The following is a 25,284-nucleotide window of genomic DNA, read 5'->3' as shown; positions in this document are numbered from 1 at the left end:
GAGAAATTTGTAGAACACTCTTCCAACGATTTTTCGAAGTTATTTATTCTCCTTTACTACTCACATTTAATCAATTAGAAGCATCGCTTATTAATAGACGATGCTTCTAATTGTCTTAAATTATTCATTCTTCATAGTTATATAAAACCGTATTTCTCCCTCTATAGTAGATACACCATAGTCAAAACCATGCCTTTCTAAAATACTTTTCACGATTGCTAAACCTAGTCCTGTACCTGAATGGTCTTTACTACGAGAAGATTCTAAGACGTAAAAAGGCTCCCAAATTTTATCGATATCTATCATTTGTTCAGCATTCATACCATTTTGAATTTGAAAATATACACTTTCATTTCGATCTTCTAAAGTAATTTTTATATTTTGATTTGTTGTATATTTTATTGCATTAGAAATTAAATTTTGTAATACCATACTCATTTTGTTTACATCTGCATAAATAATTGCATCGCCAACATTATAATTCACATGCAAATCAATTTCTTTCGAATCCAGTTCAATCTTATGCTTATCTATAATACTTTGAAGTAGTGATTTAATAGAGAATTCTTCTTTTTGCAAAACATCTCTTTCCAATTTAGAAAATCGTAATAATTCTTCAATTAAATTTGATATTTGATCTGTTTGTTTAATGATTGTATCTATGTACGTACCATCATCTAGACCATCTTTTATTCCCATAGAATATGCTTTTACTAGTGCTATTGGTGTTTTTAATTCATGCGTCACATCACCCATAAATCGTTTTAAATGTTCATTTCGATCTGTTAAATCTTCATGCGCTTCATGTAGTTTTTCACTCATGATATTAATACTAGTGGCTAAGTCTCCTATTTCATCATTCGTTTTCACTTTTGTCTTTTTAAACTTTAAACGCGAAATATCTTCTGCGACATCACTTAATTCTTTCAGTGGTGTCGTAATTGTTTTTGACAATATCCATACAAGTAAAATAATGAGTAAAATCGTCATGCCTAAAATGAATAAATAAAATGTGTTTAACGTTTTTATTATTTCATTCGAATGTGCGATAGAAACCCCTACTAAAATCAACATATCGTTTTTCGCAATATATTTCACAAAAAAACTAGATTTGATTTTCTCTTGATCATATATTTTATTCAATTGTCCGAAGTTCTTTACTTTTATTATTTCACCTTTTGTAATCCAAAGTTTATTAAGGGCAACTCTTTTCCTTGTAAGTTGCATACGTAACTCATCATTAATATGATCTTCCGAATTGTTAATTGATGTATACGCAATCGTAACAGTTCCTTTATTATCAATGCTAGAAATTGCTTCATCTAGTTGTTCGCTCGGTATGGACTGTATTTGTGCTGTAATACCTTCTAAGCTTTCTCGCGTTTTATAAATGTTATATTTCGGTAAAAGATAGTTGATTAATAATAAAGAAATCGTAAAAATAAGAATAACAGTTAAAGAAATGCTGAGAAATAGTTTTTTTCCAAGTTTATTCACTCTGTTCCTCCAAACTATATCCTAGCCCACGATGCGTCTTTATAATATTTTCTCCAACTTTTTTACGTAATCTTCTTACATGTGTATCAACAGTTCGCTCTTCTCCAAAATAGTCAAATCCCCATACGATATCTAACAATTTTTTACGAGTCAAAATCATGCCTTTATGATTTAAAAAACACTTTATTAATTCTAGCTCTGTTTTTGTAATATCTAACTCTTTGTCATTTTTATAAACTTTATTTTTCGTAAAATCAATTTTCAAATCTTGAACTTGAATGACATCGTCATGCTGGACAAGCCTTTTCGCTCTAGTAATTAGTACGCCTGGATGAAATGGTTTTTTTACGTATTCATCTGCTCCGCTTTGAAGCGCTGCTAATTCATCTTCACTTTCACTTTTCGCCGTAAGCATTAATACTTTTACGCTTGAATTCTTTTTTATTTCCTGACAGACAGTAATGCCACTATGTTTCGGCATCATCCAATCTAAAATAGCTAAATCAATTTTCTCATCATAAAATATTTGAAGTGCTTCCTCTCCATCTTTCGCTAATAACACTTCGAAGCCTTCTTTTTCAAAATAAGCTTTTAAAATCCTTAACATATCTTGTTCATCATCTGCAATTAATACTTTCATGAATGATCCTCCATTGCTTTTAAACAAAAACCAATTGTATTATACAACTTCTTTGTTACATAAATGTGACAGAAAAATATTTGAACTTTTTAAGGGTATAGTAAAGACGAGGTGTTGTATTATGATTAAAAAAATTGGGGTCATTACTCTTCTTTGTTTCTTATTATCGACAAACGTGTTCGCAAATAGTAATCAACAAATTGAAGTATTTGATTGCCAAAAAGAAATGGTCGTTCAAAAACAATCTTTAGATTCAGCTATTCAAAAAGAAGCTGTTCAATATGCTAAATCCATTACTGGCCCGTTCAAAAATTTAAATGTCGTTCCAAAAGATGGTCACATGATAAAAATCCCTTTATCTAAACCAGTTTCTATTACAAATCAATGGCTACAAACAACAATTGATGAAGTACTTATTCTTCTACCACTTAACGAAAAACCTTATATTATGCTTTACGACGATGAAAATAATCCACATTTCTATTATGTAAAAGGTGATCCGAAGGGATTATTGAAGAAAATGAATGTAAAAACATAATTGAATAAAAAAGAGATCTCATAAGCTTATCTTTAGAAGGTGAGGTCTCTTTTTATAGCATCATTTCGGTAAATGAAATTAAAATTCCACTTTACAAATATAGGAACTCGAGACTAACAAAATATTGTTTTGACAGCCTTTTCTATAATACTTTATAGTGACTAGATCCTTGATATAATTCCCCTTTCACAAATCCATTTGCAGTATAAAATGCATCGCCTTGCTTTGTATCTGTATGTAAAACAACTACTTTAAAATTCTTTTCCGCATAAAATAATAGTTGGTTTAATAACAACTTCCCTAGTCCTATACGACGATAATTCTTTAAAATATAAAATCTCCTTAATCGGCCAATCTTATTATTTTCTGTATAAGGATCCTCATTCAACCCTCCTATTCCAATTAACTTTTCCCCTTGAAAAATACCATATAAACATTCACCAGTTTTATTAAATGTGTTTATTTTATTTTCATATTCACTTATTAGTTTTATTAGGAAATTAAATCCTTCTTCTTTGCTTTCCTGAACAAGGTAATTGTGTTCGTATATCATTAAATCTTCAATTTGTTGAATATGTATATCTTTCAAATAAATTCCCCCTTAATATGAAAATACATAAAAATGCTCAAGAATTATTTATTCTGAGCATTTTTATGGTTATTATTTTATTCAATTCGTAGCATGCGTATTTTGCACTTTAGGTAAAATGCCCTTAAGCTCCATTAAATCATCTATTACTATATCCGCCTGAACAAGTTCATCTTCTTGTGCAAAATCAAAATTACATCCAATCGCAAATAAACCATTATCTTTGGCTGCGTTTATATCAGATAAACGATCCCCAACTACAGCTGCTTCTTTTATATCATATTTGTTCAAAATACTTTTTACTAAGTCGCTTTTATTAAGCGAGTTTATTTGTTCAATACTAAATGTTTCAGTAACCCATTGGTCTAAAGCATAATAAGATACGATTGCTCGTAAATATTCAGTTAAACCATTACTTGCAATATAAATTGAACAATTATTTTCTTTTATATATGTAAAAATCTCTTTTACATTCGGATATAAAGCACCTTTTCCACTCTTAATGTTTTCAATTAATCTTTCTAAAAAATATGCATCAGTTTGTTCTCTTACTTCAATAGAATGATTCGGTAATAAAGTTTCCCAAACTTTCGGTAAAGGCACACCCATGATTTCACGGTATTTTTCAATAGGTGTTACCGTATCCCATAATTGAAGGGTTCTTAAGTGATCAAATGTATCATCTAACGATAATTCTAAAATTTTATCTGTTTGAAATAACGTTCCATCCATATCAAAAATGAATGCTTGTAACATTTCATTCCCTCCTTTTGAACTATAAGTTTTACTCGATATATTTTTCAACATCTCAACGATAATTTCTGAACAATAGTTTGCGGCCGTTTTCGCGAAGTCATCATAAGAAATTTGTGCTTCATCGTCTGCACTGTCAGAAATACATCGTATTACGAGAAACGGTACTTCATTTATGTAAGCAACATGTCCTATTGCTGCACCTTCCATCTCTGTACAATGCGGTGCATATTCATCTATTAATTTCGCTTTTAGTTTTGAATCTTCAACAAAACATTCACCGCTTACGATTCTTCCTTCATGAACCCCAATATGTAAACTACTACTATTGCATGCAGTACGTGCTAACTCCATTAATTTCTTACTTGCGTGAAATTCCTCTTGGAACGGGAATAAGTTTTTCATTTGAGTCTTACTTACATCATGATGAGTTACGTTAGTTGAAATAACTACATCGCCAACTTTTACATCTGGATGTAGCCCGCCAGCAACACCGGTATTGATGATAGCATCTACATCAAATTTATGAATTAACGTTTGCGTACATGCGGCTGCATTAACTTTTCCTACACCACATCTTGTAACAATTATTTCTGTTCCCATGAATTCACCAATGTAAAAAGGCATTCCCGCAATTATTTGTTCTTCTTGTACAACTAATTTTTCTAAAAGTAAGTCTATTTCAATTTGCATTGCTCCGATAATTCCGATTCTGTTCATGAATGTACTCTCCTTTATTAATTACTCCCTTTAATTCTTTCAGACATAACCGACAATAAAAATTTCGGAAGTACGATTTGTCTCTTTAATCTTTTCGGCTGTGAGAGTAATCTATATAACCATTCAGTTCCTGTATCCCTCATAATTTTCGGTGCTCTTTTTACAGTACCAGATATTATATCGATCATACCTCCGATACCTATAGATAGTGGAATGTTTAATGTTTGTATGTTTTCATAGATGAATTCTTCTTGTTTCGGTGAACCTAGTCCTACTAACAGTAAGTGCGGCTTGAATTGCTTTATTTTCATTTTTACCTCTTCTATTTGCTCACCATTTACAAATCCATGCTGTCCTTTAAACTGTGCTCCTGGAAACTGCTCATTTAATTTTTCTAATGCCTTTTTATTACTTTCTGGAGCAGCTCCAAAAAGAAAGACGCGGTATCTATTATCGTTACAATATTTTATTAAATCGTGAGTGATATCTGCCCCTGTGACGCGTTCTTTCAGCGTTCCTTTTAATATTTTCGAGCCAATTATGACACCAATTCCATCCGCTGTTATTAAATCCGCAGATAGTAACATCTTTTTAAACTGTTTAGATTTAGCCGTACTTTCCTTTGCAGACATAACAATTTCAGGATTTGCAGTTACTACAAATCTTGGTTTCTCTTGTTTTTCATGTAGCCAACCTTTTAATAAACTTATAGCTTTTGCATATTCTAAAGTTGAAAAAGGTATTCCCTTTATAAGTTGGTGATCCACTATACTCTCCCCTTACATAAGTTGCAAATATTCATCAATATCTTTAGAAATTTGTTTAAAGGCTTTATCCCAAAATTCATAGCTCATTATATCTATTTCAAAATGTTTTTTCATAAGTTCTTCCACTGGAGCTTTTCCTGTTTCTCGTAAAAACTCTTTATATTTCAAGTGAAAAGTACTTTTCCTTTCTTTCGCTATTTCTAATAAACTAAAACTAACTAAATAGCCAAATGTGTATGGATAATTATAAAAAGGAACATCTGCTATATAAAATTGAATATATTTCACCCAAACAAACGGCTGATATTCTAATAATGCATTCCCGTATGCTTTTTTTTGCGCTGCTATAGATAATTTCTCAATTTCATCAGCACTTAAAGGACTTTCTTTACATTTCTCGTAAAAGTTCTTCTCAAATTCGTACGATGCTCGAATTGCCATTACATAATTAAAACAGTTTCTTATTTTCCAACTAAGCAATGACTTTTTCATATCTATACTATCTGTTGTTTGAATTAGATAATTTACAAGCACCGTTTCAAAGAAAATAGATGCTGATTCAGCTGTACTCATTGGCAAATAATCATCTAAAAAAGAAGAGGATTGTTCAAAACTCATATTATAAAAATGCCAAGCATGTCCTAGTTCGTGGGCAAGTACTCTTACACTATCGATACTTCCGTCGTAACGCATTGAGATTCGAGATTCTTTCTCACTGAAAAAAGGAGCACAAAATCCACCTGGTGATTTATTCTCTCTCGGCTCTGCATCTACCCAACCACTTACTATCGCATGACTTGCAAATTCTGCTAATTCTTCATCTATATTTTTTAATGCATCATATATGTTTTGTACTGCTACTGAAAAAGGAATAATAACCTCATTATTCTCCTTTACTGTCATAAGTTCATGCCATGTAATCGAAGCTCTGCCTTTCTTATACACATTTAAAGCACTAACTAATTTATCTAGATTTTCTTCTGTCGCATTCCATATTTGTAATAATACAGTTTCTGAAATACCATTCGCATGAAGGGACCTTGCTAAAATCTCTATATCTTCTAATTCATTACCCTTTGTATTACGCAATCTTCCTATTTGATTTAATACAGTAGCAAAAATTTCTTTCTCCTTATGTAAAGCACATGTTAATGACTCGAATACTTCTAGTCTTTCCTTTTCATTATCACTATTCATTGCAACATGATTTGCTTGTCCAAATGATAATTGCTTATTATTGTGCTCTATTTCTATCCTATTCCTTAATTGTATGTACATATTTTCCCACGCATTTAGTTCATCTTTTATTAGCCTAGTATTATCAGTAATTTCCACTTCACTTTGCTGCATGACTTGCTGCACTTCACTTTTTAATTCCTTTACTTTCACAGTCAATCTAGTATTATCCGATGCAACACTTTCTTCAGCCGATCGACAGTACAAATAGTATTCTGCTTTTTCAATAGCTTGTATAAGTTTTGAAAGAAGACCTATATCTTTTGTTACAAAATATTGTTCTTTCAACTCCAATATTGGTACTAGAATATCCCCCTTTGAATACAATCGATCTAAATCCCACGTAGCAACTTCATTCATTTTTATAGCCGCCTCCTATTTTTACAAATAGTTACAGATATTTCTCCCTACACAATTATATATGAAATAGAAAAATTTTCATATCTTTAAATATTTAGATTTCTATACAAACATTCTTATTTATGCCCTTTGCTTACACTACTGAAACGCACATAACATAAACAGATAAATGCTACTGCCACTGGAATCAATATTACTCCTCCAATAAAAGGATAAACTACTACGCAACATGTAAAAGCTACTATAGAAAAAAATTTACCTAACTTATTCTTTATTAATTTCATCCCAGCCGCAGTACCTACTATATATGTAACAATTCCTAACGAATTCGGTATTAATACAATTTTATCTATACTAATATGAAAAACGAAACTTATTAGCAAACCTATTATTGCAATACAACCTACAACTTTTACTGCATTTGTTGGTGTTTCTCTTTTTTTATTAATATATCCTAAATAAAGAGGTGCAATTTCTTCTCTCCCTAGTGAATAACCTAAGCGACCCATACTTGCAATAAAGGCATTTGTCGTCCCTAAACAAATGATAAAAGCTAAAAATCCAATTACCCATGCAAATTGGTCACCTAAAGTTTGCTTGATTACAAGCACGAGAGCTGTAGTATTATCAGCATTTATATGATAAGATTTCGTTCCAATTACTGATAATGCAATACCAACATATAAAACTCCAATAATAACAATTGCAAATCCCGTAGATAAAATAATATTTCTTTTTCTAGGTGTTTTAAATTCTGGAGCTAAACTTGCAATAGCTTCCCAGCCGAAAAAAGACCAAAAAATTAATAATGATGCCTCTAAAATTGGATTTATTTCTTGCATAGAAATATGTACATTTATATTCTTCATTTCAATATAAGATAGCGAACTAATAATAGTTACGATTAAAATAAAGAAAGTTAATACACCAATACATACTTGAAACCACCCACTCATTTTTAACCCATATAAATTAAAAACAATTGAAGTACTTAAAATAATAAGCGCTATAATGTAAGAAAAATATGATGATAAATTAAACACTCTCACTATATACATTCCACCAGTCATTGAGACTACGATTTGCCCAACGCTACCTGCAATAAAAAAACACCATCCTATAATAGCACCTATCTTTTTACCGAAAGCTTTTTCTGCAAAAGTAGCTATTCCACCAGCACTTGGATGCTCTATCGATAAAAATGCGAATGTGAATGCAAGTGGAATACTAAGTAATATCATAACAAGCCAAGAAACAATTGCATTCCCCTCTGCTACACTCGCTGTCATACCAGGTAATATAAGAATTCCTGATCCTAGAACCGCTCCGACGTATAAGGCTGTTCCCTTTTTAATAGAAATTGTTTCACCAAAATGATTAGACATTACATGCACCTCCATTTATATTTTAATTATAGAAAGTTATCATTCTATTCAATATACAAAAGTGTATGTAATTTAACATTAGATTTTATATTATGTATTTATTTCAGAAATTTAATTTCAATTTTGCAAAGGAGCATAATTCATGGATGAAATTGACAAGAAAATTACGTTATTACTACAAGAAGATGCGAGAATGACGATTACAGAAATGACTGAGCACTTACACCTCAGCCGCCCTAGTGTTACCGAAAGGCTAAAGAGATTACAAGATACTGGAATAATCGAGAAATATACTGCACGGATATCATTAGATGCAGTAGGAAAATCAATTCAAGCATTTTTAAGAATTGAAAATCTAAAGATTCCTTGTAAAAAATTTGAGGAGAAAATCTACGAAGAATATAGAATACTCGAATGTCATCGAGTAACAGGTGAAAGTAGCTATTATTTAAAGGTAGCGGTTCACTCTATGAAAGAATTAGAGGAATTAATTGATATCGTTATACCATTTGGAACTGTCAAAACTTCGATGATTTTATCTTCACCGATACCATATCGACCGATTATTACAGATTAATAAGAAAAAAGGATTGATCAAAAGATCAATCCTTTACTCGACTTCATTTAAGAAAAACAACGTTATAACACCCGGTCCTGTATGTGCTCCGATTGCTGCACCAATTGTATTTACAATAAATACTTCACAGCCAAATCTATCAGTAATTAATGCTTTTAAAGCTTCAGCTGTTTCTAAGTCATCACCATGAGTCATTGCGATGGTTTGACCTTTAAGGTCTTTTCCGCGCTCTTCCATAATATCTACAATTCGGCTTAGTACTTTCTTTTTTCCTCTTACCTTTTCAAGTGGTACAAGCTTTCCTTCTTCCACGTTTAAGATCGGCTTAATGTTTAGTAAACCACCGATAAATCCTGCGACTTTACTTAAACGTCCACCTCTCACTAAGTACTGTAAATCAGCTACAGTGAAGATATGTTCCATATGATTCATTAGAAAATCAACACGTTTTAAAATATCTTCTTTTGATGCACCGTTTTTCGCCATTTTAGCAGCTTCTAATACGACAAGCCCTTGACCGAGCGAGGCACATTTCGTATCGATAATTTCTAAATCTAAGTTAGCATATGTTTCTTTTACTTCCTCTTTAATGAGAACTGATGATTGATATGTACCAGACAGTTCAGATGAAAAAGCTAAATATATACAAGGATTACCTTCTTTTGCATAAGAAACAAATTTTTCTTGGAAAGTTTCAAGGGAAGGCAATGACGTTCTATAAACAGCGCCTTCTCTCATATTTTGCAATAATGTAACTGACTCTAATGTAACTCCATCTAAATACTCTGTTTCTGCTTCATCATAAACACGGAGTGGAATTAAATCAATATCATATGCTTGCAGCAATTCTACCGGTAAATCCGCCGCACTATCCGTAATGATTTTAACACCCATTTTTAAACCTCTATTCTGTTATAAATATTAAAAATATAAAATAAAAATAGTACTTTTAAATTATATACGTAAAACTTAAATGAAGAAAGGAAAACACTTTATATTGTATGCACTATTCTTCAAAACTTGAACTGTTAATGAAAGTAATGTCATTTAAACCACTTTTTTATTTTTATTTTTTCTATAACACGAATAATTTTGTGAGTTTTTGTATTTAATTCTTTAATTTTATTTAACCATTTAAAATCTATACTTTTTAAAATTTAAAAGCCAAATCCAATAATAAAGGAAATGGCTTTTAGATTTTTATACAATAACCAAACTTTATTTTCCATCAGATTGTTTGTATTATTATTTTGGCGATATTGAATATTAGTCCAGTTATGATAAATATTTATAGCCTGTACTACATTCTCCTATAAGAAACACTGTATCTAAAAAAGGGGTTAAACATTTTATAAAATATTTAATTTTACTAGTAAAGCTAATAAAATTTGGAGAAGAATTTGAACATTTACTGCTATGTCTGTATCCGTAGTCGTAACCGTAACATTTCTAGAATTTCTAATAACAGTTTCTTGTTTATTAACTTGTTTAATAGATGATTTTTGAAACAATTCTTGCGCTACACGGTCAGCTTTTTCACTATCTGCTATAGAAATACTTATTATAACCACGATAGCTGCTTGTAATGCCGCTTGAATAGATAACGCAGCTTTTGTATCTGTAGTAGTAACTTCTACATCTGCTGAATCGACAATTGTAATTGATTCTTCAGAAATTTGGTAAGTTTTACTTTCTTGCGCAGCTGTTTCTGAAACACTAGCATTTTTAAAAGATGGATGAGGATTTGAGTAATCTAATGCACTCCACTTTTTATTTTCATTTGAATGACATTTTTTGTCCATATGTTCACCCCCTTTCAATCTAAATAATTATTAACTTGTGATTGTATTTCTGAAACAATATTTTTAATTTGCTGCTTTTTTTCTGGTGATAAATCTTTTAACTTTTCTTCACTTATCCCATGCCTATTCAAAATATCTGAGAGTAAAAGGTCTATGATTATATTCTTTTGATCCTTATCAAATTTAAAGGAAGAAAATTTGTTTAAATCATCCATTTACAATATTCACTCCAATCAATTTTCTGCAAAGATTTTAAATAACTACAAGCATTATATGTTTTTTAATACAAATTGCTTGGACAAGTAACTGAATATTATCTTTTCAACGTTCTTACTAATAAAATAAAAAAGCTGGCTTCTAATAAGAAGTCAGCTTTCCTTCACTTCACATAAATATAAGTTTCATTTACTGTTAAATAATGTATTTAACCTTTACTCTTGTTTTCCACACTTACTTTCCCATTAATCTTGAATATTAGTTCAGTCATAATAAGAAGTCCAAGCTTGTACCACATATTACAACAAAAAACATTTACTTAGAGTAAACCCTTATCGCTAAATATAAACAAGTTAGAAACCTTATAAAATGTTTAATTTAACTAGTAAAGCTAATAAAATTTGAAGGAGAATTTGAATATTCACTGCAATATCTGTATCAGTAGTTGTTACGGTTACGTTTCTAGAATTTTTAATGATTGTTTTTTGTCTATTAATTTGTTTAATAGATGATTTTTGAAATAATTCTTGTGTTATTTTATCTGCTTTTTCACTATCTGCTATAGAAATACTTACTACAACCACAATAGCTGCTTGTAATGCCGCTTGGATAGATAGTGCAGCTTTTGTATCTGTAGTAGTAACTTGTACATCTGCTGAATCAACTATTTCAATATATTCCTCAGAAACTTGATCAATCTCATCTGTTTGTATAGCTTCTTCAAAAAAATTAGCATTTTTACTAAACGAATAAGAATTTAATGGTTCTGAATCCTGTTTTTTTGGTTCAGAATACCGATTTAATGGATCCCGTTTTTTCTTTCTTCTACAAACTTCACAATCACACATAAAACCACTCCTTTTAGTCTAAAAAGTTGGCAATATTAAAATATTGACTAACTACTAGCATCTTATGTATTTTCAAAAAATTTGTTTGGACAAGTAACTTAATCTTCTATTTTATTTCTACTTCTTTTTTAATAAAAGAAAGCTGCCTTCTAATAAGAAGACAGCTTTCTTTGTGACGAGTCTAGTCTAGATTTCATACAATATAATTGTTCCTTTCTTATAACCTGAGCTCGTCACTTTAGTTATAAAAATGTGAGTATATCCTATAACCTTTTTTAGGGATCATCCATAATTTATTTCATAAAAAGTGCTTTATTTTACTGAAAGGTGGTTGCGGAAACAACCTCCTTTTTATTCGGAACAAAATAAAAATTTTATATAAAAGGCCCATAATTAAATACACTTAACTTCATATGATATATTGCATCCTTTCTTTTTAGAATGAGTAGTCGTTACTGAAGGGCACTTTTCGAAGTGCTCTTATTTTTAAATCCCTTTTCTTTTTCAGGAGGTTTTTTTTGCTAAATTCTAATACGATTTTTATCACTCAGGCTGGTGATTATTATATTTCCTTACTAGTTCCAATAATATATTAGCTACACCAATTAAAATAAACCTATAAACTCTATACGCTTAAATAATAATGCGTTACCAAACACACGAACTAGTTTTACACTAAATTCACAAGGTTCTTATCCTCTTTTAGTTGAAGTTATCATTTGAATACCAGCAAATCCACAACTTCAACTAATAAATTTTGCAAATGTGCTATATCAAAGTTCTTTTGATATAGCATCTTATGTTTTATATAATAAAGATAGTGCTAGTATTCCGAAGGAGGATGTCTATGAGTATCCAAATGGCTACATCTAATGATTTAGAATGGATTAATAATCAATATGACTCAATAGGATTTGTACGAAGTGATTTAAAAAGAGATAAAGTTGCAATTATTACATACAACAATGAGTATGCAGGTATTGGACGATTAGTCCAAATAGATGAAGATACTCTAGAAATGGGTGGAATTTATATTCTTCCTCAATTTAGAGGGCTACAATTAGCTGGGGATCTTGTTTCATTTTTAGTAGAAACTGCGAAGAAATTACAAGTTCCAAATGTATATTGTCTTCCTTTTGAGGAATTAGAAAACTTTTATAAGAAATATGGCTATACTGAGGTCGATACTACGAAAGAAGTTGTTCATCCAATTATTCTACAAAAATATAATTGGTGTTTGGATCATTATGAAAAGCATGTTTTATTATTTAAGTTGTAAAGGTACCTAAAGTGAGTATATATAAATATTAATTATACTTTTCCGCATAGATAATAACCCTACTTTATTTGGTCTACATCAGCTTCTACAAGATATACTATTACTACTTACGCTATCTTTTTCCTTAACCTTACTTTTGTATAAAAGATTAGTTTGTTTAAAATTACCTTAAATCGTATTTAAATAAACTAATCAAAACGCGAATTCCTATATAATACAATTAAGTAATTAAAAGGAGCGTTATTTATGATAGATGTAGTAAGACTCGTTATCTTTACTGTAGTTGCAATTGGTGCCATTATTAACATATACATAGAATTAAAAAAACCTAAAAAAAGTATATTCTCAATCGTTTTTTTATCAGTACTCTTAATTGGATCCTCAGGGTTAATTAAAAATATTTTATCTCAACTTTTATAGTAGATTGATTAAAAATCAACCTCCCGTCAATAATGTAAGTAACATGATTGTATCTCTCCATTCCCCCTTTGGAGAGGAGCAGTTAGCTTTTGCTAACTGCTCTTTTATTTGAAAATACGATTTCATCTATTATCCACAAAATAAGTATCATATGCCTTATCAAAAACATATCCTAGTTTTTCAGCTAGTTTTGCAGATGTAGTATTCGCTGCATCCCAGTTTGGGTATATCTCTTTTTCTAAACAGTCCAAGATTAGTGCTGCACTAACTATAGTCGCTAACCCTTTTCTTCTATGATTGTGATCAGTCGCTACTTCAATTTCAATGCCATTATCATAAATGCTATATGATGATGCACCGCATACAACTTCTCCTTTATACAAAATACAATACCCTATACCTCGGTTTAGATAATCTTCTACTGATTGAAATTGACTTGTAAAATCTTTAGAGACTTTATGTAATGTAGGGTTATTTACGATATGTTCATCTATTCTTCTTAACTCGTATCCTTTTGGAAGCGCTGATATAAAAGATTGTAATTTTGAACGATTAAAAACTTCTGTATTACGTTTGAATTTATAGCGTAAAAACTTATCTATTTTTCTTCCGTAACATGTTTCTAAACGCTTTTTCCACTCTTCACTATTTACGATTACTAACATTCTATCAGGAATGTTACGTACTAATTCTTCTGTTTCTTTCGCATTTGAATCCCCAGCATAAAATGTGAAAATCCCTATCGTAACTTGCGCTACTGTTGGATTTTCAAGATTATTTACCCAAGCGGTACCCATATGTCCTTGTAAATAAGAAAGTAAAACAACGTTATTGAAATCTTCGAACATAGTAACTAATTTTTCTTTTGTATGTATATTCGCTTCATATATCATTTACATTCCTGCTTTCTTTAGAACTAATGCACTTCTACTCTTTTCTACATATAAGCAAACGTCTACTACATTCCATATAATTATAAATTATTCATAAATATAAAATTATTATAACATTTAATCAAAAAGCAAATGACTTTCTAGTGTATAGGTTTACGGATAATATACTTAATAATAATAATTCACAATCTATAATCTTTTATTATGTAAAAACCCTCAACATTAGTTTAAGGGTTCATTTAAATATATATGTTATAACTCATTCTTATAAACAAATGATTCTGTTGCCCCGTTTTTATATACTTTAGTCACTTGAACAACTGATGTGTACGTATTATCGTCATTCGATATCATCTTTCTCATCTCTTCTATCTCGGTATTACCAGCTCCACTCTCTATTTTCAAACAGTTCGAAATGTTGAGGTATCCACTCGATGCGAAAAGAATAATAAACGTAAGATCTGGGAAATTAATGAACAGTAGCCCAAACTTTAAAGGATTCTCCGCCGTATCAGATAGTACGAATCGGAAACTTAATAATTCAGGCACTTGAACAAAATCTTTAGAAACAATTGCTTCACCTATTATAGTAATTTGCTTTACTACATTTCCCATCTCATCTATAAACTTAGTACAACTAGGTGCATCAATTGTTTTTGCTTGCAGTGATAAATTCAATTCTGAATTGTGAAAGTCAAAAAAGAGTGTGCTTCCCTCTGTTAAACATTGCGGACAAACGTTTCCAAGTAGACTAAAATCCTCTTCAATAAATTTGACTTTCGTTTTACAACTACAAACTTTTCCTATTCGAATTGCATCAATCTTAGAGCAATCTACAAAAATAACCTCATCGTCCTCTTGTACGAAGGATACGACACCATTCTTCTTATTAAATGAAAGAAAATAAGATACAACAATTTCGTTTCCGGCAATTACAATACTCTCAACTTTTGTAAAAGACTCTAGACTTCGCAAAAATTCACAAATACTATTTTGGCAACATCGATCATTTCGTTTCGGCTCACAACCCACTTACACTCCATCCCTTCTCTATATGTTTTATCTCATACACATAATATGAGCGGGATATGAGAAAAGCTTGGACAATATAACTTTAACGTAGGAATATAGCTACCTACTCATCTCATTAATAATGAAATTACGCCAATAATGAGTAATAACGTATAAATTTCCCTATAAATACATATAACAATTTCATCTTTCATAAAAAAAACGTTATAATGAAGTGTAGCCTCTACGATTACGTTATAAAGGAGATTAAAACAATGGCTAAAATTAAAGTATACCAAGCAAAAGAAGAAAATATGGAAGCAGTAAAAAATATCATTGATGTTGAAGAACAAAATCCAACTGCTGAAAACTTACAAAATCTATACGCATGTGTATTAGATACTGAAGATATGGCATTGCCTGAATCATACATTGAAGAAGATATCTTAATTGATTCTATTGAAGTTATGGTTAACGCTTCTCAAAGCAAAATAAGAGACCTAGGTGCTTACGATGTAATCGAAGTTCAAAACAAAGGTAAGAAAACACAAATTTTATTATTAGCAGACGAAGAATACGAAATCATCGAAGGCTAATCTAAATCCGTACATACGAAAAAGCTCCTTTCCAATTGGAAGGGAGCTTTTTCATTACGCTTTAGATGTTTCGCTCTTTTTATTCTTTTGTTGTTTCTTAATTACCATGCGCTCATTTCCCATAAAGAAAATAAATATGAATGCTAAACCAGCTGGTACCAATGCCCACATAAATGTTTGGACAATTGAGCTAGAAAGAGCATCAATAATTTTATCTAATATTTGCGGTGGAATTTGAGATCTTGCCGCTTCTGATAGAATAGCTCTTGAATCTCCTAAAGCGTTTGTATTCATTCCTCCGCTCATACCCTTAAATGCTTCTTCTAATTGATCTTGGAAACCTGTTCTTTGGATCATTCCGAAGATTGTAATACCAAGCGTCATGCCTAATGAACGAATAAAGTTACTCGTTGAAGTCGCAGACCCTCGCTGTTCCATACCAAAGTTGTGGATAGCCGCCATACTTAGTACAGAGAATGAGAAACCAACCCCAAATCCGATAATAATCATATACACTGTTAATAATGCACGACTTGTTTCTGGCGTTAATGTACTTAATAAGAATAGTCCTATTAGCATAATAACAGCAGAAATAATCATAATGTTTCTGTAGCTAAGCTTCGTCGTTAAAAATCCACCTAATTGCGCTGTTACAACTGATCCTAACATCATCGGTAATAGTAGTAATCCTGAGTTTGTTGCGGTACCACCGTATACACCTTGAATGAATAACGGTATGTACACAGTTGCTGACATAAACGCAGCACCATAACATAATGCAATAATTGTACTCATTCCGAATAAGCGCTTCTTAAACATCTCAAATGATATGATTGGCTCTTCTACTTTTCGTTCAATAAAAATAAATGCAACAATTAAAATAGCGAATGCACCAAATAAACTTAAAATAAAGCTAGAATCCCAGTCATACTTTTGTCCGCCAAGCTCTAAAGCAAACATTAAACAAACTACTGCACCAACTAAAGTAATTGCACCAAACCAGTCAATTTTTTGCTTTCTATGAACTCGTGACTCTTTATAAAAGAATATAATAAAAATAAGTGCTAAAATGCCAAGCGGTAAGTTAATGTAAAATACCCAGTGCCAGCTAATATAATCTGTAATATACGCGCCAAGCAACGGTCCAAAAATACTCGATAAACCAAATACTGCTCCGAATAAACCGCCCATTTTCCCGCGCTTTTCAGGAGGGAAAATATCAAAAACGATAGTAAACGCGATCGGCACTAATGCCCCGCCGCCAATACCTTGAATGGCACGATAAATACCTAACTGTGTAATATTTTCAGCAGTACCACAAAGTGCCGAACCAATCATAAAAACGATTAAACCAAAAATAAAGAATCTCTTTCTACCATACATATCTGATAGTTTACCGAATATCGGCATGCCTGCCATTTCTGCGACCATATAGGCAGAAACGACCCATACAAAGTTTTCAAGACCTCCTAAGTCACCAACAATTGTTCCCATCGCTGTTACGACAATGGTATTATCCATTGATGCCATTAAAATACCTAGCAATAAGCCCGCCACAACAAAGCCGAGCTTATTATTCTTCTCAACCATAACCTTGCTCTCCCTCGTACTACTTATATTTGTTTATGTTCTTTAACGACTGCATTACCCTTTTGATTAAAACTAGTATGATATTCTACAACACTAATTTCACACCCAGGGCCAATTGTAACGTTGTTTCCTCTCACTACTTCAGCAATCGTATGTTCTAAATAAATATCATCTCCTTCCACAATTGAAGTTTGGAGGTTTCCAACATGACTAATAAAAGGAAGAAATCTCGCTTTTTTACGAATCGTAATGTTTTTACCACCAATTTCTCTTACCTTACTTCCTTCATAACGAAGTGAGATTTGAATATTTTCAGCATTAAGTAATCCATCACTTTCAAGACCACCAGTTAATGATAAATCTTCTACTTCAATATTTCCCCTCACATTTAAAGCACCTTTTACATCGACATAATCACCTGAAAACTTCCCCGCAATATCTATCATACCTCTAACTTTTGTTTTTTCAATATGTGCATCACCATGAATTTGTGTATTACCGTATACTTTTACATATTCTGCATCTACATTTCCTTGTACTTCACTATCTCCATACACAACATAATTTTTCACTTTCATATTACCCCGTACATCACTCGTGCCGTACGTTTTAAATTCATTACAGCTCATATCATTAGAAATCGTTCCTTCCCCGCGAATCTTCACTTTATTATAATCTCCGCCTGCTGAATTACCGGAACCATTTACTGTGAGACTATGTGGATGTTCCATATTGCTTTCTCCCTCCCATTAAACCTGCTTAATTTCTTTTACATTTGCGCTTTTATCAACAGTCAGAACACCTGTATATTCAATGAGTTCAATCTCACAGTTCGGTCCTACTGTAATATTGTTTCCTCTTACCGTTCTTATGTGAGCATAATCAATATCAATATTGTCACCTTCTAATAGTTCAGATTCTAACTGCAAGCCAAATACTGTTTTAAATAGCCTACTTAATGTACCTGATCTATGTCTTACTTTAATCGTTTGACCACCAATTTCTTTCGCGCGACATGTACCGTGAATATTAATATTTATTTCATCAGCACTTAATAATCCTCCAATTGTAAATTGTCCTTCTGAAGAAAAAGTATCCACTTCACAATTACCGTCAATTGTTGCTTGACCATTAACTTTGAATTCTTCACCTGTGACATTTCCACCTATCGTACCTTTTCCTGCAATTTTCAAACTGTTTGCCTTTACATTTTGCGTAATTGTAGCTTTTCCATCAATTCGCATCGTTTCAGCATGAACTGTGCCATCAACTTTACCAGATCCGCTAATTCGTGCTCTGCTACTTTTCAAGTCGCCAGTAACTGTACCGTAACCGTTACATTCAAATTGCTCACATTCAACATTTCCATTCACAGTTCCTTTTCCGTTTAATTGCACTTTATGAAACTCGCCGCCATTCGATGAACCGTAACCATTTATAATCAAATTATCTGTACGCATACTTTCTCCTCCACTACAACAATTTAGTTTTTAATGCTTCGGTATATTTCATAATCGCTTCGCGTAAAACGATTTTGGTGCCTTTTTCAAAAATTAAGTCGTCCACGTTTGAAACTAAGAAACATGTAGAAACCCCTAACTTTCGGACAATAATTAAGTCACACGTTTTATGTTTCATTGCTTCATAATTTCCACTTAAAACTTGCAAGACCATTTTTCCTTCTTCTAAACTAATCTCTCCCGATTGTAGTAATTCTTCTAACATGTACACATAAAGAATATCTACAAATTGAAACTCCGCTGTTTTATTCGTTTGTTCTATGAAAAATTGTAAAACTGGTTCTGATGCAATCCCCTTACGTAAAATGTCTTCCTTTGTTAAAAGAATTTCCCTCACACTCGGCGAAAACATATTGGCCAGTTCATCAAGTGATAGATCCTCTTTCATCGTTTGAATTTTATCAATACGCTCTAATATCTTTTCTTTCGGAAAAAATGTTTCCTGACCCGTGAATGTAGACTTTCGTACAAACCAATCTTCCGGTATTAAATTTTTTCTTTTCCACCTATATAATTGTCCGTATGAAATACCAGTAAGTTCTAATAAATCTTTTTTTGAAATTAAATCTGTACTCAACTGTATAACACTCCTTCCTGATAACAATGTAACATAACACTGTTACGCTGTAAATAGACTTTTATCACGAGTAGCGTAACAATGTGTAAAACAACCCTGTTTCACACAAAAAAACAGGGTTCTCACACATCTTATAAAATGCGTAAAAACCCTTATATATCAACATGTAAACCATATTTCATAAAAATCAATCCACCCTTGTGAATTAATCATTATATTTTGTACTTTTTCATGAGAAGTTACTTGTTGTTTGTTACGGTATAAAGGAATTATATGAATTTGACGTAACAAAGTGTCTTCAATATCGCGTAACAGTGTAACTCTTTTCTCTACTTGTTCTTGTTTAAAATAAGAGGACAATGATTCATGAAAGTCCAGGCTACCTTGCCCATGAATAAAACTGTTTTTTGTAAGAAACATATATAGTAAACTATCTTCTATTCGTTCGCTAATTGTTGCGCTATCATGCATCATGTCCGCCTTTTGTATCGTACTTATTTCTAACAGCTCTTCTATTTTAAGAAAATTATTTTCTACACGAACCCCGTACTTCGCACACTCTTTTTGTATCCATTGTGCATCTTCAACGTGATCTCGTCCTGTAAATGTATAAAGTTGTAGCACTTCATTATGATACGTACTTCTCTTAATTAAACTTTCGATATCTTCCTCAATTTCTACTATGCTTTCATTTGCTAATATTAGTTTCTTTGCCACTTCTCCACGTTCTCCGCCGAGTTCTTGAACGATTTTATCGCCATGAATAATTTTATATAGCGCTTTCCGAAAAAGTTCATCTTGCATTGGCCCTTCTTTTACAAGATTACATGTTACATATGTCACGTTCGATTCAAGCCGTGAAAGTTCTTTATTGAGATTTTCTTTATCTTTATACTGCGCCTTTACTAACACGTCATAAGTATTTACATTTTGCTCCACATTCAATAGTTCAATTCGGTCAAGAAAAGGTCTTTCACGATAATATAAATCATGTACTTCTAATGCAAATAAATGTGTATTCTTCTCTCGTAATATAAAAGGCCCTGTACCTATGAAGTTTCCTGCTTCATCTTCAATTACGATAGAACACTGTTCTGCGCTTAGCGTATGTAAAAACATCCTATTTACCGTATGTAATTGAATTTCAACAACAAATTCATCCACTGCACGGAAACTTTCAACATGTTGCAACATCCATGCGTGTGGGTTGTTTTCAGCTTTCATAAATCGATTCAATGAATGTATAACATGATGTGCAGTAAGTCGTTTTCCATTATGAAGACGAACACCTTTTCGCAAATAAAAAGTCCATACCTTTTCAGCATCATTATATTCCCATTGAAAAGCAAGCCTTGGTTCTATAAAATTTGTTTCCTCATTTACATATACGAGTGTATCAAAAAGATGTTTAACCATATGACATTCTGAGCGCATCGTAGCGTAAACCGGATCTAAAGCGATGTCCAGGTTCATTTGTACTTGCAAACGAAGTACGTCTTTTCTTCCTTCAGATGTCCGTTCTATTTGATGACCAAATATAGAATCTACCCAAGTTTCATACTCTTTCTTTATTGATGGAAATTGTGAGCTGTAGCGTTCTACAAATGAGATTCCACTTTTCACATCTCCTTTTTTCGTTAATTCTTTTCCTCTTTCTAAAATTAGTGGAACTGGTTGCTTTTGAAATATTAATTTAGAACGATTCCCTCTCCCACGACCTGGAAACCAAGTGATCCAATGTAACTCTTCTAATTTTTTTATAATTAATTTACTATTACGCTCTGTACAAAATAATGTTTCTGCTATCATTTGTACGGTTACTTCTAATCGTTCTCCTTCTCGTCTCCCTTTACCGTAGACACACCATAGTTCAATATATTGATCTAAAATAAACATCATACTCCCCCTAAAAGGTGAAAAATAACCCCTTTTATTTCTACCCTTTTTCTCTTTCTCCTTTCATCTTATCATTTCAATATAGAAAGGAGGAATTAATATTGACCAATCTCTTACTACGTTATAACAAACCAATTATTATAAGAATGTGCGGCGAATTATTAACCCGAACAACAGAATCCATGTTAGCCATCATTATGATTATTTACGTTGATAAAATGTTAAACGGTAATATCATAATAACTATGCTAATTTTCGGATTACAACCACTTTCAGACATTGTATTTACACTTATTGCTGGGGGAGTTACTGATAAATATGGACGAAAAAAAATTATGTTACTCGGCTTATTACTACAAGGTATTGCAATTGGTAGCTTCGTCTTTGCTCAATCTGTTTTTATATTTGCATTATTATACGTCATAAATGGGGTTGGCCGCTCCTTATATATTCCCGCTCAACGGGCACAAATTGCTGATTTAACAAAACAAGGACAGCAAGCGGAAATCTTCTCTCTTCTGCAAACGATGGGAGCAATAGGTACTCTAATCGGTCCTTTAATTGGTACTATTTTTTATAAGACTCACCCTGAATATGTATTTATAGTGCAAAGCATTACACTTATAGCATATGCAGTCGTTGTTTGGACGCAGCTTCCAGAAACTGCTCCGGCAATGACAACACCAACACAAAAGCTTGAAATATCATCTCCAAAGCAATTTGTACACAAACATTACGCCGTATTTGGACTAATGATTACTACAATTCCTATTAGCTTTTTTTATGCACAAACTGAAACAAATTATCTTATTTTCGTGAAACATACACTTCCGGATTTCGATCGCATACTCGTTTTTATTACAACATGCAAAGCTCTTATGGAAATCACTCTACAAGTTTTCCTTGTAAAATGGTCTGAACAATTTTCTATGGCGAAAATCATACTTATTGCTTACACCTGCTTTACGATAGCTGCAATTGGCTATGGATTTTCAGCAACAATCTTGTCATTATTTTTCACATTACTCTTTTTAGTCATTGGAGAAAGTGTTGCTTTCAACCATTTGCTTCGATTCGTTTCAGAAATCGCTCCTACAGATAAACGTGGATTGTATTTTTCAATTTACGGGTTACATTGGGATGTATCTCGAACGTGCGGTCCTGTTATCGGTGCGGTTTTATTAAGTAAACTAAACGGTAGTATGCTATTTTATATTTGTGCTTGTTTCTTAACAATTGGAGGCATTATTCAAGTTCTTTTTGTTCGAAATTTAGAGCGTAAGAAAAAAAGAAAAGATATTCAAAAAGATGTTTTAGAGCATCCCCATCATATTTTATAAAAGGAAGTTTCTTATTTACACAAAAAAAAGATGTCACATGGTCATCGATTTCGACTTTTGTGACATCCTTTTTATTATCCTACCCTGCCATTTTATTAATACTATCCTCAGGTGAAAATACCGAAATATGATTTACCTTACCAGTCGATTTTGGAATAATGAATTTTAACTCAAACTGATTGTTTACTTTATATACATATATTTTATCTTCACCATTTCCTTTAACTGAAGTTGGTTTTCCTAATGCTTTTTCTATTTCTTGTAATGTAATTGATTTTAGTTCTGCATGATAGGAGCGTACATCAAAAACTTGTGATCCTTTATTAAAACCGAAGGAAACATTTTTATTTGTATAGGTAGCGTACATTCCATTTCCTGCTTGTTCCGTTTTATCTGCTTTCCCCCACGCTTTTTCTATTTCTTCAATATCTCCTGTATGCGCTGCAAACGGAGCGTTAGGTACTTTTCCTTCTTTCGATAGTTCAAACAATTCTTTAACGTGGTTAATTGATTTTTGATTGATTACTGTATCTTTCGAGCGTGAATCTGTACCTGATTTTGTTGATCCTTCATTATTTGATTTTGCATCAGATTCTTTCTTTTCTTCAGCAGAATTATTATGTTCATTTTTACTATTTTCTGATGTTCGGCTTGTTTCCTTTTGTTCATCGGTCCCTTTACATGCTGCTAATGCAAATAGGCACATAAAAGCGAGAAATAACATAGCTATCTTTACATACACTCTCATATATTTCAGCCTCCTATTGTAATCCTATTCATTTTGATAGCCAATCCATTACGCTACTTTTCAAATTATATTTGTTCCAAAAAGTAAATGCTTCACTTTCTCCTAGTGCTTGTACAACATCCTCTACAAAAGCTGTTCCTAAAAAATAACCAAGTCGGTTGTATCCAAAGTATTGTCCGCCAGATAACCGGAACCACTCTTTCTCTTTTTCGAACGTCCATCCTTCTATGTAATCTGCCAAAAAACGTTTCTTTATATGTTCTTCATTTTCTATATAGCATTGTAACCATCGTTCACCTTCATTGTTATATGAGTAATACACTGATTCATTTAAACCTTTCACAATTTGCTTTGATACATATGTTGCAACACCTTCACGATACAAATTAACTGCCGCATCGGTCCACTCCGCTTTCTCCCAATCCATTCCATTATTTTGTAACATAACATTATGATATATATGCCCTATTTCGTGAGCAACAATAACACGAAGATGCTTCAAATCTGGAGATAATTTTTCTACCGCAAAAAATATATCTCCAATGATCGCCCTCTCTACGAATGCATTAGATCCAAAAGCTCCAACAAATATGTGGAATTTCATATTTACATCAAAGCTATATTTATTACGATATTCATTCGTTATCTCTTGAATAATAGTCGGTAATGTTTCTGCAATGATACAAATATCTTCTATTTTTGCGGGATATTGTTTTATGGCATTAGAAAGACCTTCATTCGTATTAGGACAATGATACTTAAAGTATTCTTCAAATATCTCTGGATGCGAAGTGAAATATTGATTGAGGACTGCTAATTCTACGTCGTTGCTTTCCCATAATTTTAAAAAACTTGGAATTGTATTGTTTATCATTTTTCCCCATCTCCCTATATATCCCTTCTCGCCAATTACACTACAATCCTGCCTTAAAAATAGAAAAAGCAACAAAGAAAAATGAGCTTTCTTTGTTGCTTTTTCTGTTTAGTCAAACCATCTATCACCATCAGAAATCCATTTACCATTATGTAAATCATAACATTCATTATCATCATGAAAACTAACGTAAGAAGGTAATGTAACATTCATACCACCAGCTTTATTCCAGCAAGTCGCAAACCATTCTACTATAGTCTTCGTTTCAATTTCAGATAACTTCTCATCATTTTTTTCGTAAAAATCCCAAAATTCATCAGATTCTTCATCACTGAACGTATAATATGTAATGTCATCCATTACATTATAGCTACCAGAAAAAATTCCTTTATCAGTCCCTTCATAAAAAACTTCATTCGCTTCTCCATCCATTGAAAACATAACGATAGACAATTCAAATGACTGAACAAAAACAGTAAAATCTAATAAATCTATTTCTTTATAATAATTAAGCTGTGTTGTTACTTTTAACCTTTCGATCAAATCAGAGGATTTTGCTTCTAATCCTTTTATTAAAGAATTTTTATAGTTCTCAATCGTAAACAAATACTT

At 32.0% G+C, this 25,284-nt stretch carries 27 protein-coding genes; 6 read left to right on the top strand and 21 right to left on the bottom strand.

The window, feature by feature from the left end; translation table 11 throughout:
• Positions 1 to 120: 120 nt before the first annotated feature.
• The gene (locus tag ACTFRS_RS04065; protein ID WP_318160653.1) at positions 121 to 1,497 is read right to left on the bottom strand and encodes a sensor histidine kinase; all 1,377 of its coding nucleotides are present in this window, start codon (positions 1,495 to 1,497) and stop codon (positions 121 to 123) included.
• Positions 1,490 to 2,137, bottom strand: a complete 648-nt coding sequence (locus ACTFRS_RS04060; protein WP_139865866.1) for a response regulator transcription factor — start codon at positions 2,135 to 2,137, stop codon at positions 1,490 to 1,492. The genes ACTFRS_RS04065 and ACTFRS_RS04060 overlap by 8 nt, the downstream gene beginning before the upstream one ends.
• Positions 2,138 to 2,258: 121 nt before the next feature.
• On the opposite strand from ACTFRS_RS04060, the gene ACTFRS_RS04055 reads away from it, so the two are divergent.
• A complete protein-coding gene (locus ACTFRS_RS04055; RefSeq protein ID WP_042514963.1) occupies positions 2,259 to 2,675 on the top strand; it encodes a hypothetical protein in 417 nt (138 codons plus the stop codon).
• 142 nt (positions 2,676 to 2,817) lie between these two features.
• On the opposite strand, the gene ACTFRS_RS04050 is transcribed toward ACTFRS_RS04055, so the two are convergent.
• The 5 genes from ACTFRS_RS04050 to ACTFRS_RS04030 all read right to left on the bottom strand — a co-directional run bounded on the left by ACTFRS_RS04050 (position 2,818) and on the right by ACTFRS_RS04030 (position 8,485).
• Entirely contained in the window at positions 2,818 to 3,264 is a 447-nt protein-coding gene (locus ACTFRS_RS04050; protein ID WP_139865867.1) for a GNAT family N-acetyltransferase, read from the bottom strand.
• A gap of 81 nt (positions 3,265 to 3,345) precedes the next feature.
• Positions 3,346 to 4,737, bottom strand: coding sequence for a 5'-methylthioadenosine/adenosylhomocysteine nucleosidase (locus ACTFRS_RS04045; RefSeq protein ID WP_139865868.1), 1,392 nt, complete (start codon positions 4,735 to 4,737; stop codon positions 3,346 to 3,348).
• Positions 4,738 to 4,754: 17 nt separating this feature from the next.
• On the bottom strand, positions 4,755 to 5,504 hold the full coding sequence (locus ACTFRS_RS04040) for a WecB/TagA/CpsF family glycosyltransferase (RefSeq protein ID WP_139865869.1): 750 nt from the start codon (positions 5,502 to 5,504) through the stop codon (positions 4,755 to 4,757).
• Between the two features lie 12 nt (positions 5,505 to 5,516).
• Positions 5,517 to 7,100 (bottom strand): M3 family metallopeptidase, encoded by a 1,584-nt coding sequence (locus ACTFRS_RS04035; protein WP_139865870.1) that lies wholly within the window; start codon positions 7,098 to 7,100, stop codon positions 5,517 to 5,519.
• A 116-nt stretch (positions 7,101 to 7,216) separates the two neighbouring features.
• The gene (locus tag ACTFRS_RS04030) at positions 7,217 to 8,485 is read right to left on the bottom strand and encodes an APC family permease (protein ID WP_139865871.1); all 1,269 of its coding nucleotides are present in this window, start codon (positions 8,483 to 8,485) and stop codon (positions 7,217 to 7,219) included.
• A 142-nt stretch (positions 8,486 to 8,627) separates the two neighbouring features.
• Between ACTFRS_RS04030 and ACTFRS_RS04025 the strand changes: the two genes are divergently transcribed.
• Positions 8,628 to 9,062, top strand: a complete 435-nt coding sequence (locus ACTFRS_RS04025; RefSeq protein WP_000343327.1) for an Lrp/AsnC family transcriptional regulator — start codon at positions 8,628 to 8,630, stop codon at positions 9,060 to 9,062.
• Positions 9,063 to 9,095: 33 nt separating this feature from the next.
• On the opposite strand, the gene ACTFRS_RS04020 is transcribed toward ACTFRS_RS04025, so the two are convergent.
• From ACTFRS_RS04020 to ACTFRS_RS04005, 4 genes are all read right to left on the bottom strand, one after another.
• Complete coding sequence (locus ACTFRS_RS04020; protein ID WP_440024195.1) at positions 9,096 to 9,956, bottom strand: DegV family protein; 861 nt, start codon at positions 9,954 to 9,956, stop codon at positions 9,096 to 9,098.
• Positions 9,957 to 10,411: 455 nt separating this feature from the next.
• On the bottom strand, positions 10,412 to 10,864 hold the full coding sequence (locus ACTFRS_RS04015; protein ID WP_139865873.1) for a spore coat protein: 453 nt from the start codon (positions 10,862 to 10,864) through the stop codon (positions 10,412 to 10,414).
• 14 nt (positions 10,865 to 10,878) lie between these two features.
• Complete coding sequence (locus tag ACTFRS_RS04010; RefSeq protein WP_000342255.1) at positions 10,879 to 11,079, bottom strand: hypothetical protein; 201 nt, start codon at positions 11,077 to 11,079, stop codon at positions 10,879 to 10,881.
• Positions 11,080 to 11,442: 363 nt separating this feature from the next.
• Positions 11,443 to 11,928, bottom strand: coding sequence for a spore coat protein (locus ACTFRS_RS04005; protein ID WP_139865874.1), 486 nt, complete (start codon positions 11,926 to 11,928; stop codon positions 11,443 to 11,445).
• 847 nt (positions 11,929 to 12,775) lie between these two features.
• Here ACTFRS_RS04005 and ACTFRS_RS04000 point away from each other — a divergent pair.
• Both ACTFRS_RS04000 and ACTFRS_RS03995 read left to right on the top strand, forming a co-directional pair.
• Positions 12,776 to 13,207, top strand: coding sequence for a GNAT family N-acetyltransferase (locus ACTFRS_RS04000; RefSeq protein WP_000027222.1), 432 nt, complete (start codon positions 12,776 to 12,778; stop codon positions 13,205 to 13,207).
• Between the two features lie 246 nt (positions 13,208 to 13,453).
• Positions 13,454 to 13,627 carry a hypothetical protein gene (locus ACTFRS_RS03995; protein ID WP_046647385.1) on the top strand — a complete coding sequence of 58 codons (174 nt, stop codon included), beginning with the start codon at positions 13,454 to 13,456 and terminating at the stop codon, positions 13,625 to 13,627.
• Positions 13,628 to 13,749: 122 nt separating this feature from the next.
• On the opposite strand, the gene ACTFRS_RS03990 is transcribed toward ACTFRS_RS03995, so the two are convergent.
• A complete protein-coding gene (locus tag ACTFRS_RS03990) occupies positions 13,750 to 14,520 on the bottom strand; it encodes a GNAT family N-acetyltransferase (protein WP_440024199.1) in 771 nt (256 codons plus the stop codon).
• A gap of 252 nt (positions 14,521 to 14,772) precedes the next feature.
• On the bottom strand, positions 14,773 to 15,552 hold the full coding sequence (locus ACTFRS_RS03985; RefSeq protein WP_440024201.1) for a BC_2878 family exosporium-associated protein: 780 nt from the start codon (positions 15,550 to 15,552) through the stop codon (positions 14,773 to 14,775).
• A 254-nt stretch (positions 15,553 to 15,806) separates the two neighbouring features.
• Here ACTFRS_RS03985 and ACTFRS_RS03980 point away from each other — a divergent pair, with 254 nt between their 5' ends.
• On the top strand, positions 15,807 to 16,127 hold the full coding sequence (locus ACTFRS_RS03980; protein ID WP_001062732.1) for a hypothetical protein: 321 nt from the start codon (positions 15,807 to 15,809) through the stop codon (positions 16,125 to 16,127).
• Between the two features lie 54 nt (positions 16,128 to 16,181).
• On the opposite strand, the gene ACTFRS_RS03975 is transcribed toward ACTFRS_RS03980, so the two are convergent.
• The 5 genes from ACTFRS_RS03975 to ACTFRS_RS03955 all read right to left on the bottom strand — a co-directional run bounded on the left by ACTFRS_RS03975 (position 16,182) and on the right by ACTFRS_RS03955 (position 21,710).
• Positions 16,182 to 17,717: an MDR family MFS transporter gene (locus ACTFRS_RS03975; RefSeq protein WP_440024203.1), complete on the bottom strand. Its 1,536-nt coding sequence runs from the start codon at positions 17,715 to 17,717 to the stop codon at positions 16,182 to 16,184.
• Positions 17,718 to 17,740: 23 nt separating this feature from the next.
• Positions 17,741 to 18,448: a cytoplasmic protein gene (locus ACTFRS_RS03970; protein WP_242293338.1), complete on the bottom strand. Its 708-nt coding sequence runs from the start codon at positions 18,446 to 18,448 to the stop codon at positions 17,741 to 17,743.
• 18 nt (positions 18,449 to 18,466) lie between these two features.
• Entirely contained in the window at positions 18,467 to 19,177 is a 711-nt protein-coding gene (locus ACTFRS_RS03965) for a bactofilin family protein (protein ID WP_242293337.1), read from the bottom strand.
• Positions 19,178 to 19,190: 13 nt separating this feature from the next.
• The gene (locus tag ACTFRS_RS03960) at positions 19,191 to 19,814 is read right to left on the bottom strand and encodes a YhbD family protein (protein WP_139865879.1); all 624 of its coding nucleotides are present in this window, start codon (positions 19,812 to 19,814) and stop codon (positions 19,191 to 19,193) included.
• Between the two features lie 159 nt (positions 19,815 to 19,973).
• On the bottom strand, positions 19,974 to 21,710 hold the full coding sequence (locus tag ACTFRS_RS03955) for an ABC transporter substrate-binding protein (protein WP_440024205.1): 1,737 nt from the start codon (positions 21,708 to 21,710) through the stop codon (positions 19,974 to 19,976).
• A gap of 101 nt (positions 21,711 to 21,811) precedes the next feature.
• Here ACTFRS_RS03955 and ACTFRS_RS03950 point away from each other — a divergent pair, with 101 nt between their 5' ends.
• Positions 21,812 to 23,050 (top strand): MDR family MFS transporter, encoded by a 1,239-nt coding sequence (locus ACTFRS_RS03950; protein ID WP_440024207.1) that lies wholly within the window; start codon positions 21,812 to 21,814, stop codon positions 23,048 to 23,050.
• Between the two features lie 79 nt (positions 23,051 to 23,129).
• On the opposite strand, the gene ACTFRS_RS03945 is transcribed toward ACTFRS_RS03950, so the two are convergent.
• The 3 genes from ACTFRS_RS03945 to ACTFRS_RS03935 all read right to left on the bottom strand — a co-directional run bounded on the left by ACTFRS_RS03945 (position 23,130) and on the right by ACTFRS_RS03935 (position 25,278).
• Complete coding sequence (locus tag ACTFRS_RS03945) at positions 23,130 to 23,798, bottom strand: YjgB family protein (protein ID WP_139865882.1); 669 nt, start codon at positions 23,796 to 23,798, stop codon at positions 23,130 to 23,132.
• Positions 23,799 to 23,826: 28 nt separating this feature from the next.
• Positions 23,827 to 24,672 carry a DUF5700 domain-containing putative Zn-dependent protease gene (locus ACTFRS_RS03940; RefSeq protein ID WP_242294873.1) on the bottom strand — a complete coding sequence of 282 codons (846 nt, stop codon included), beginning with the start codon at positions 24,670 to 24,672 and terminating at the stop codon, positions 23,827 to 23,829.
• Between the two features lie 108 nt (positions 24,673 to 24,780).
• A complete protein-coding gene (locus ACTFRS_RS03935; RefSeq protein ID WP_277933174.1) occupies positions 24,781 to 25,278 on the bottom strand; it encodes a hypothetical protein in 498 nt (165 codons plus the stop codon).
• Between the last annotated feature and the right edge of the window lie 6 nt (positions 25,279 to 25,284).

It is taken from the genome of Bacillus cereus group sp. MYBK139-1 (assembly GCF_051916915.1).
Taxonomy (GTDB): Bacteria; Bacillota; Bacilli; order Bacillales; family Bacillaceae_G; genus Bacillus_A; species Bacillus_A pacificus.
This window is presented reverse-complemented; position numbering and strand designations above follow the sequence as displayed.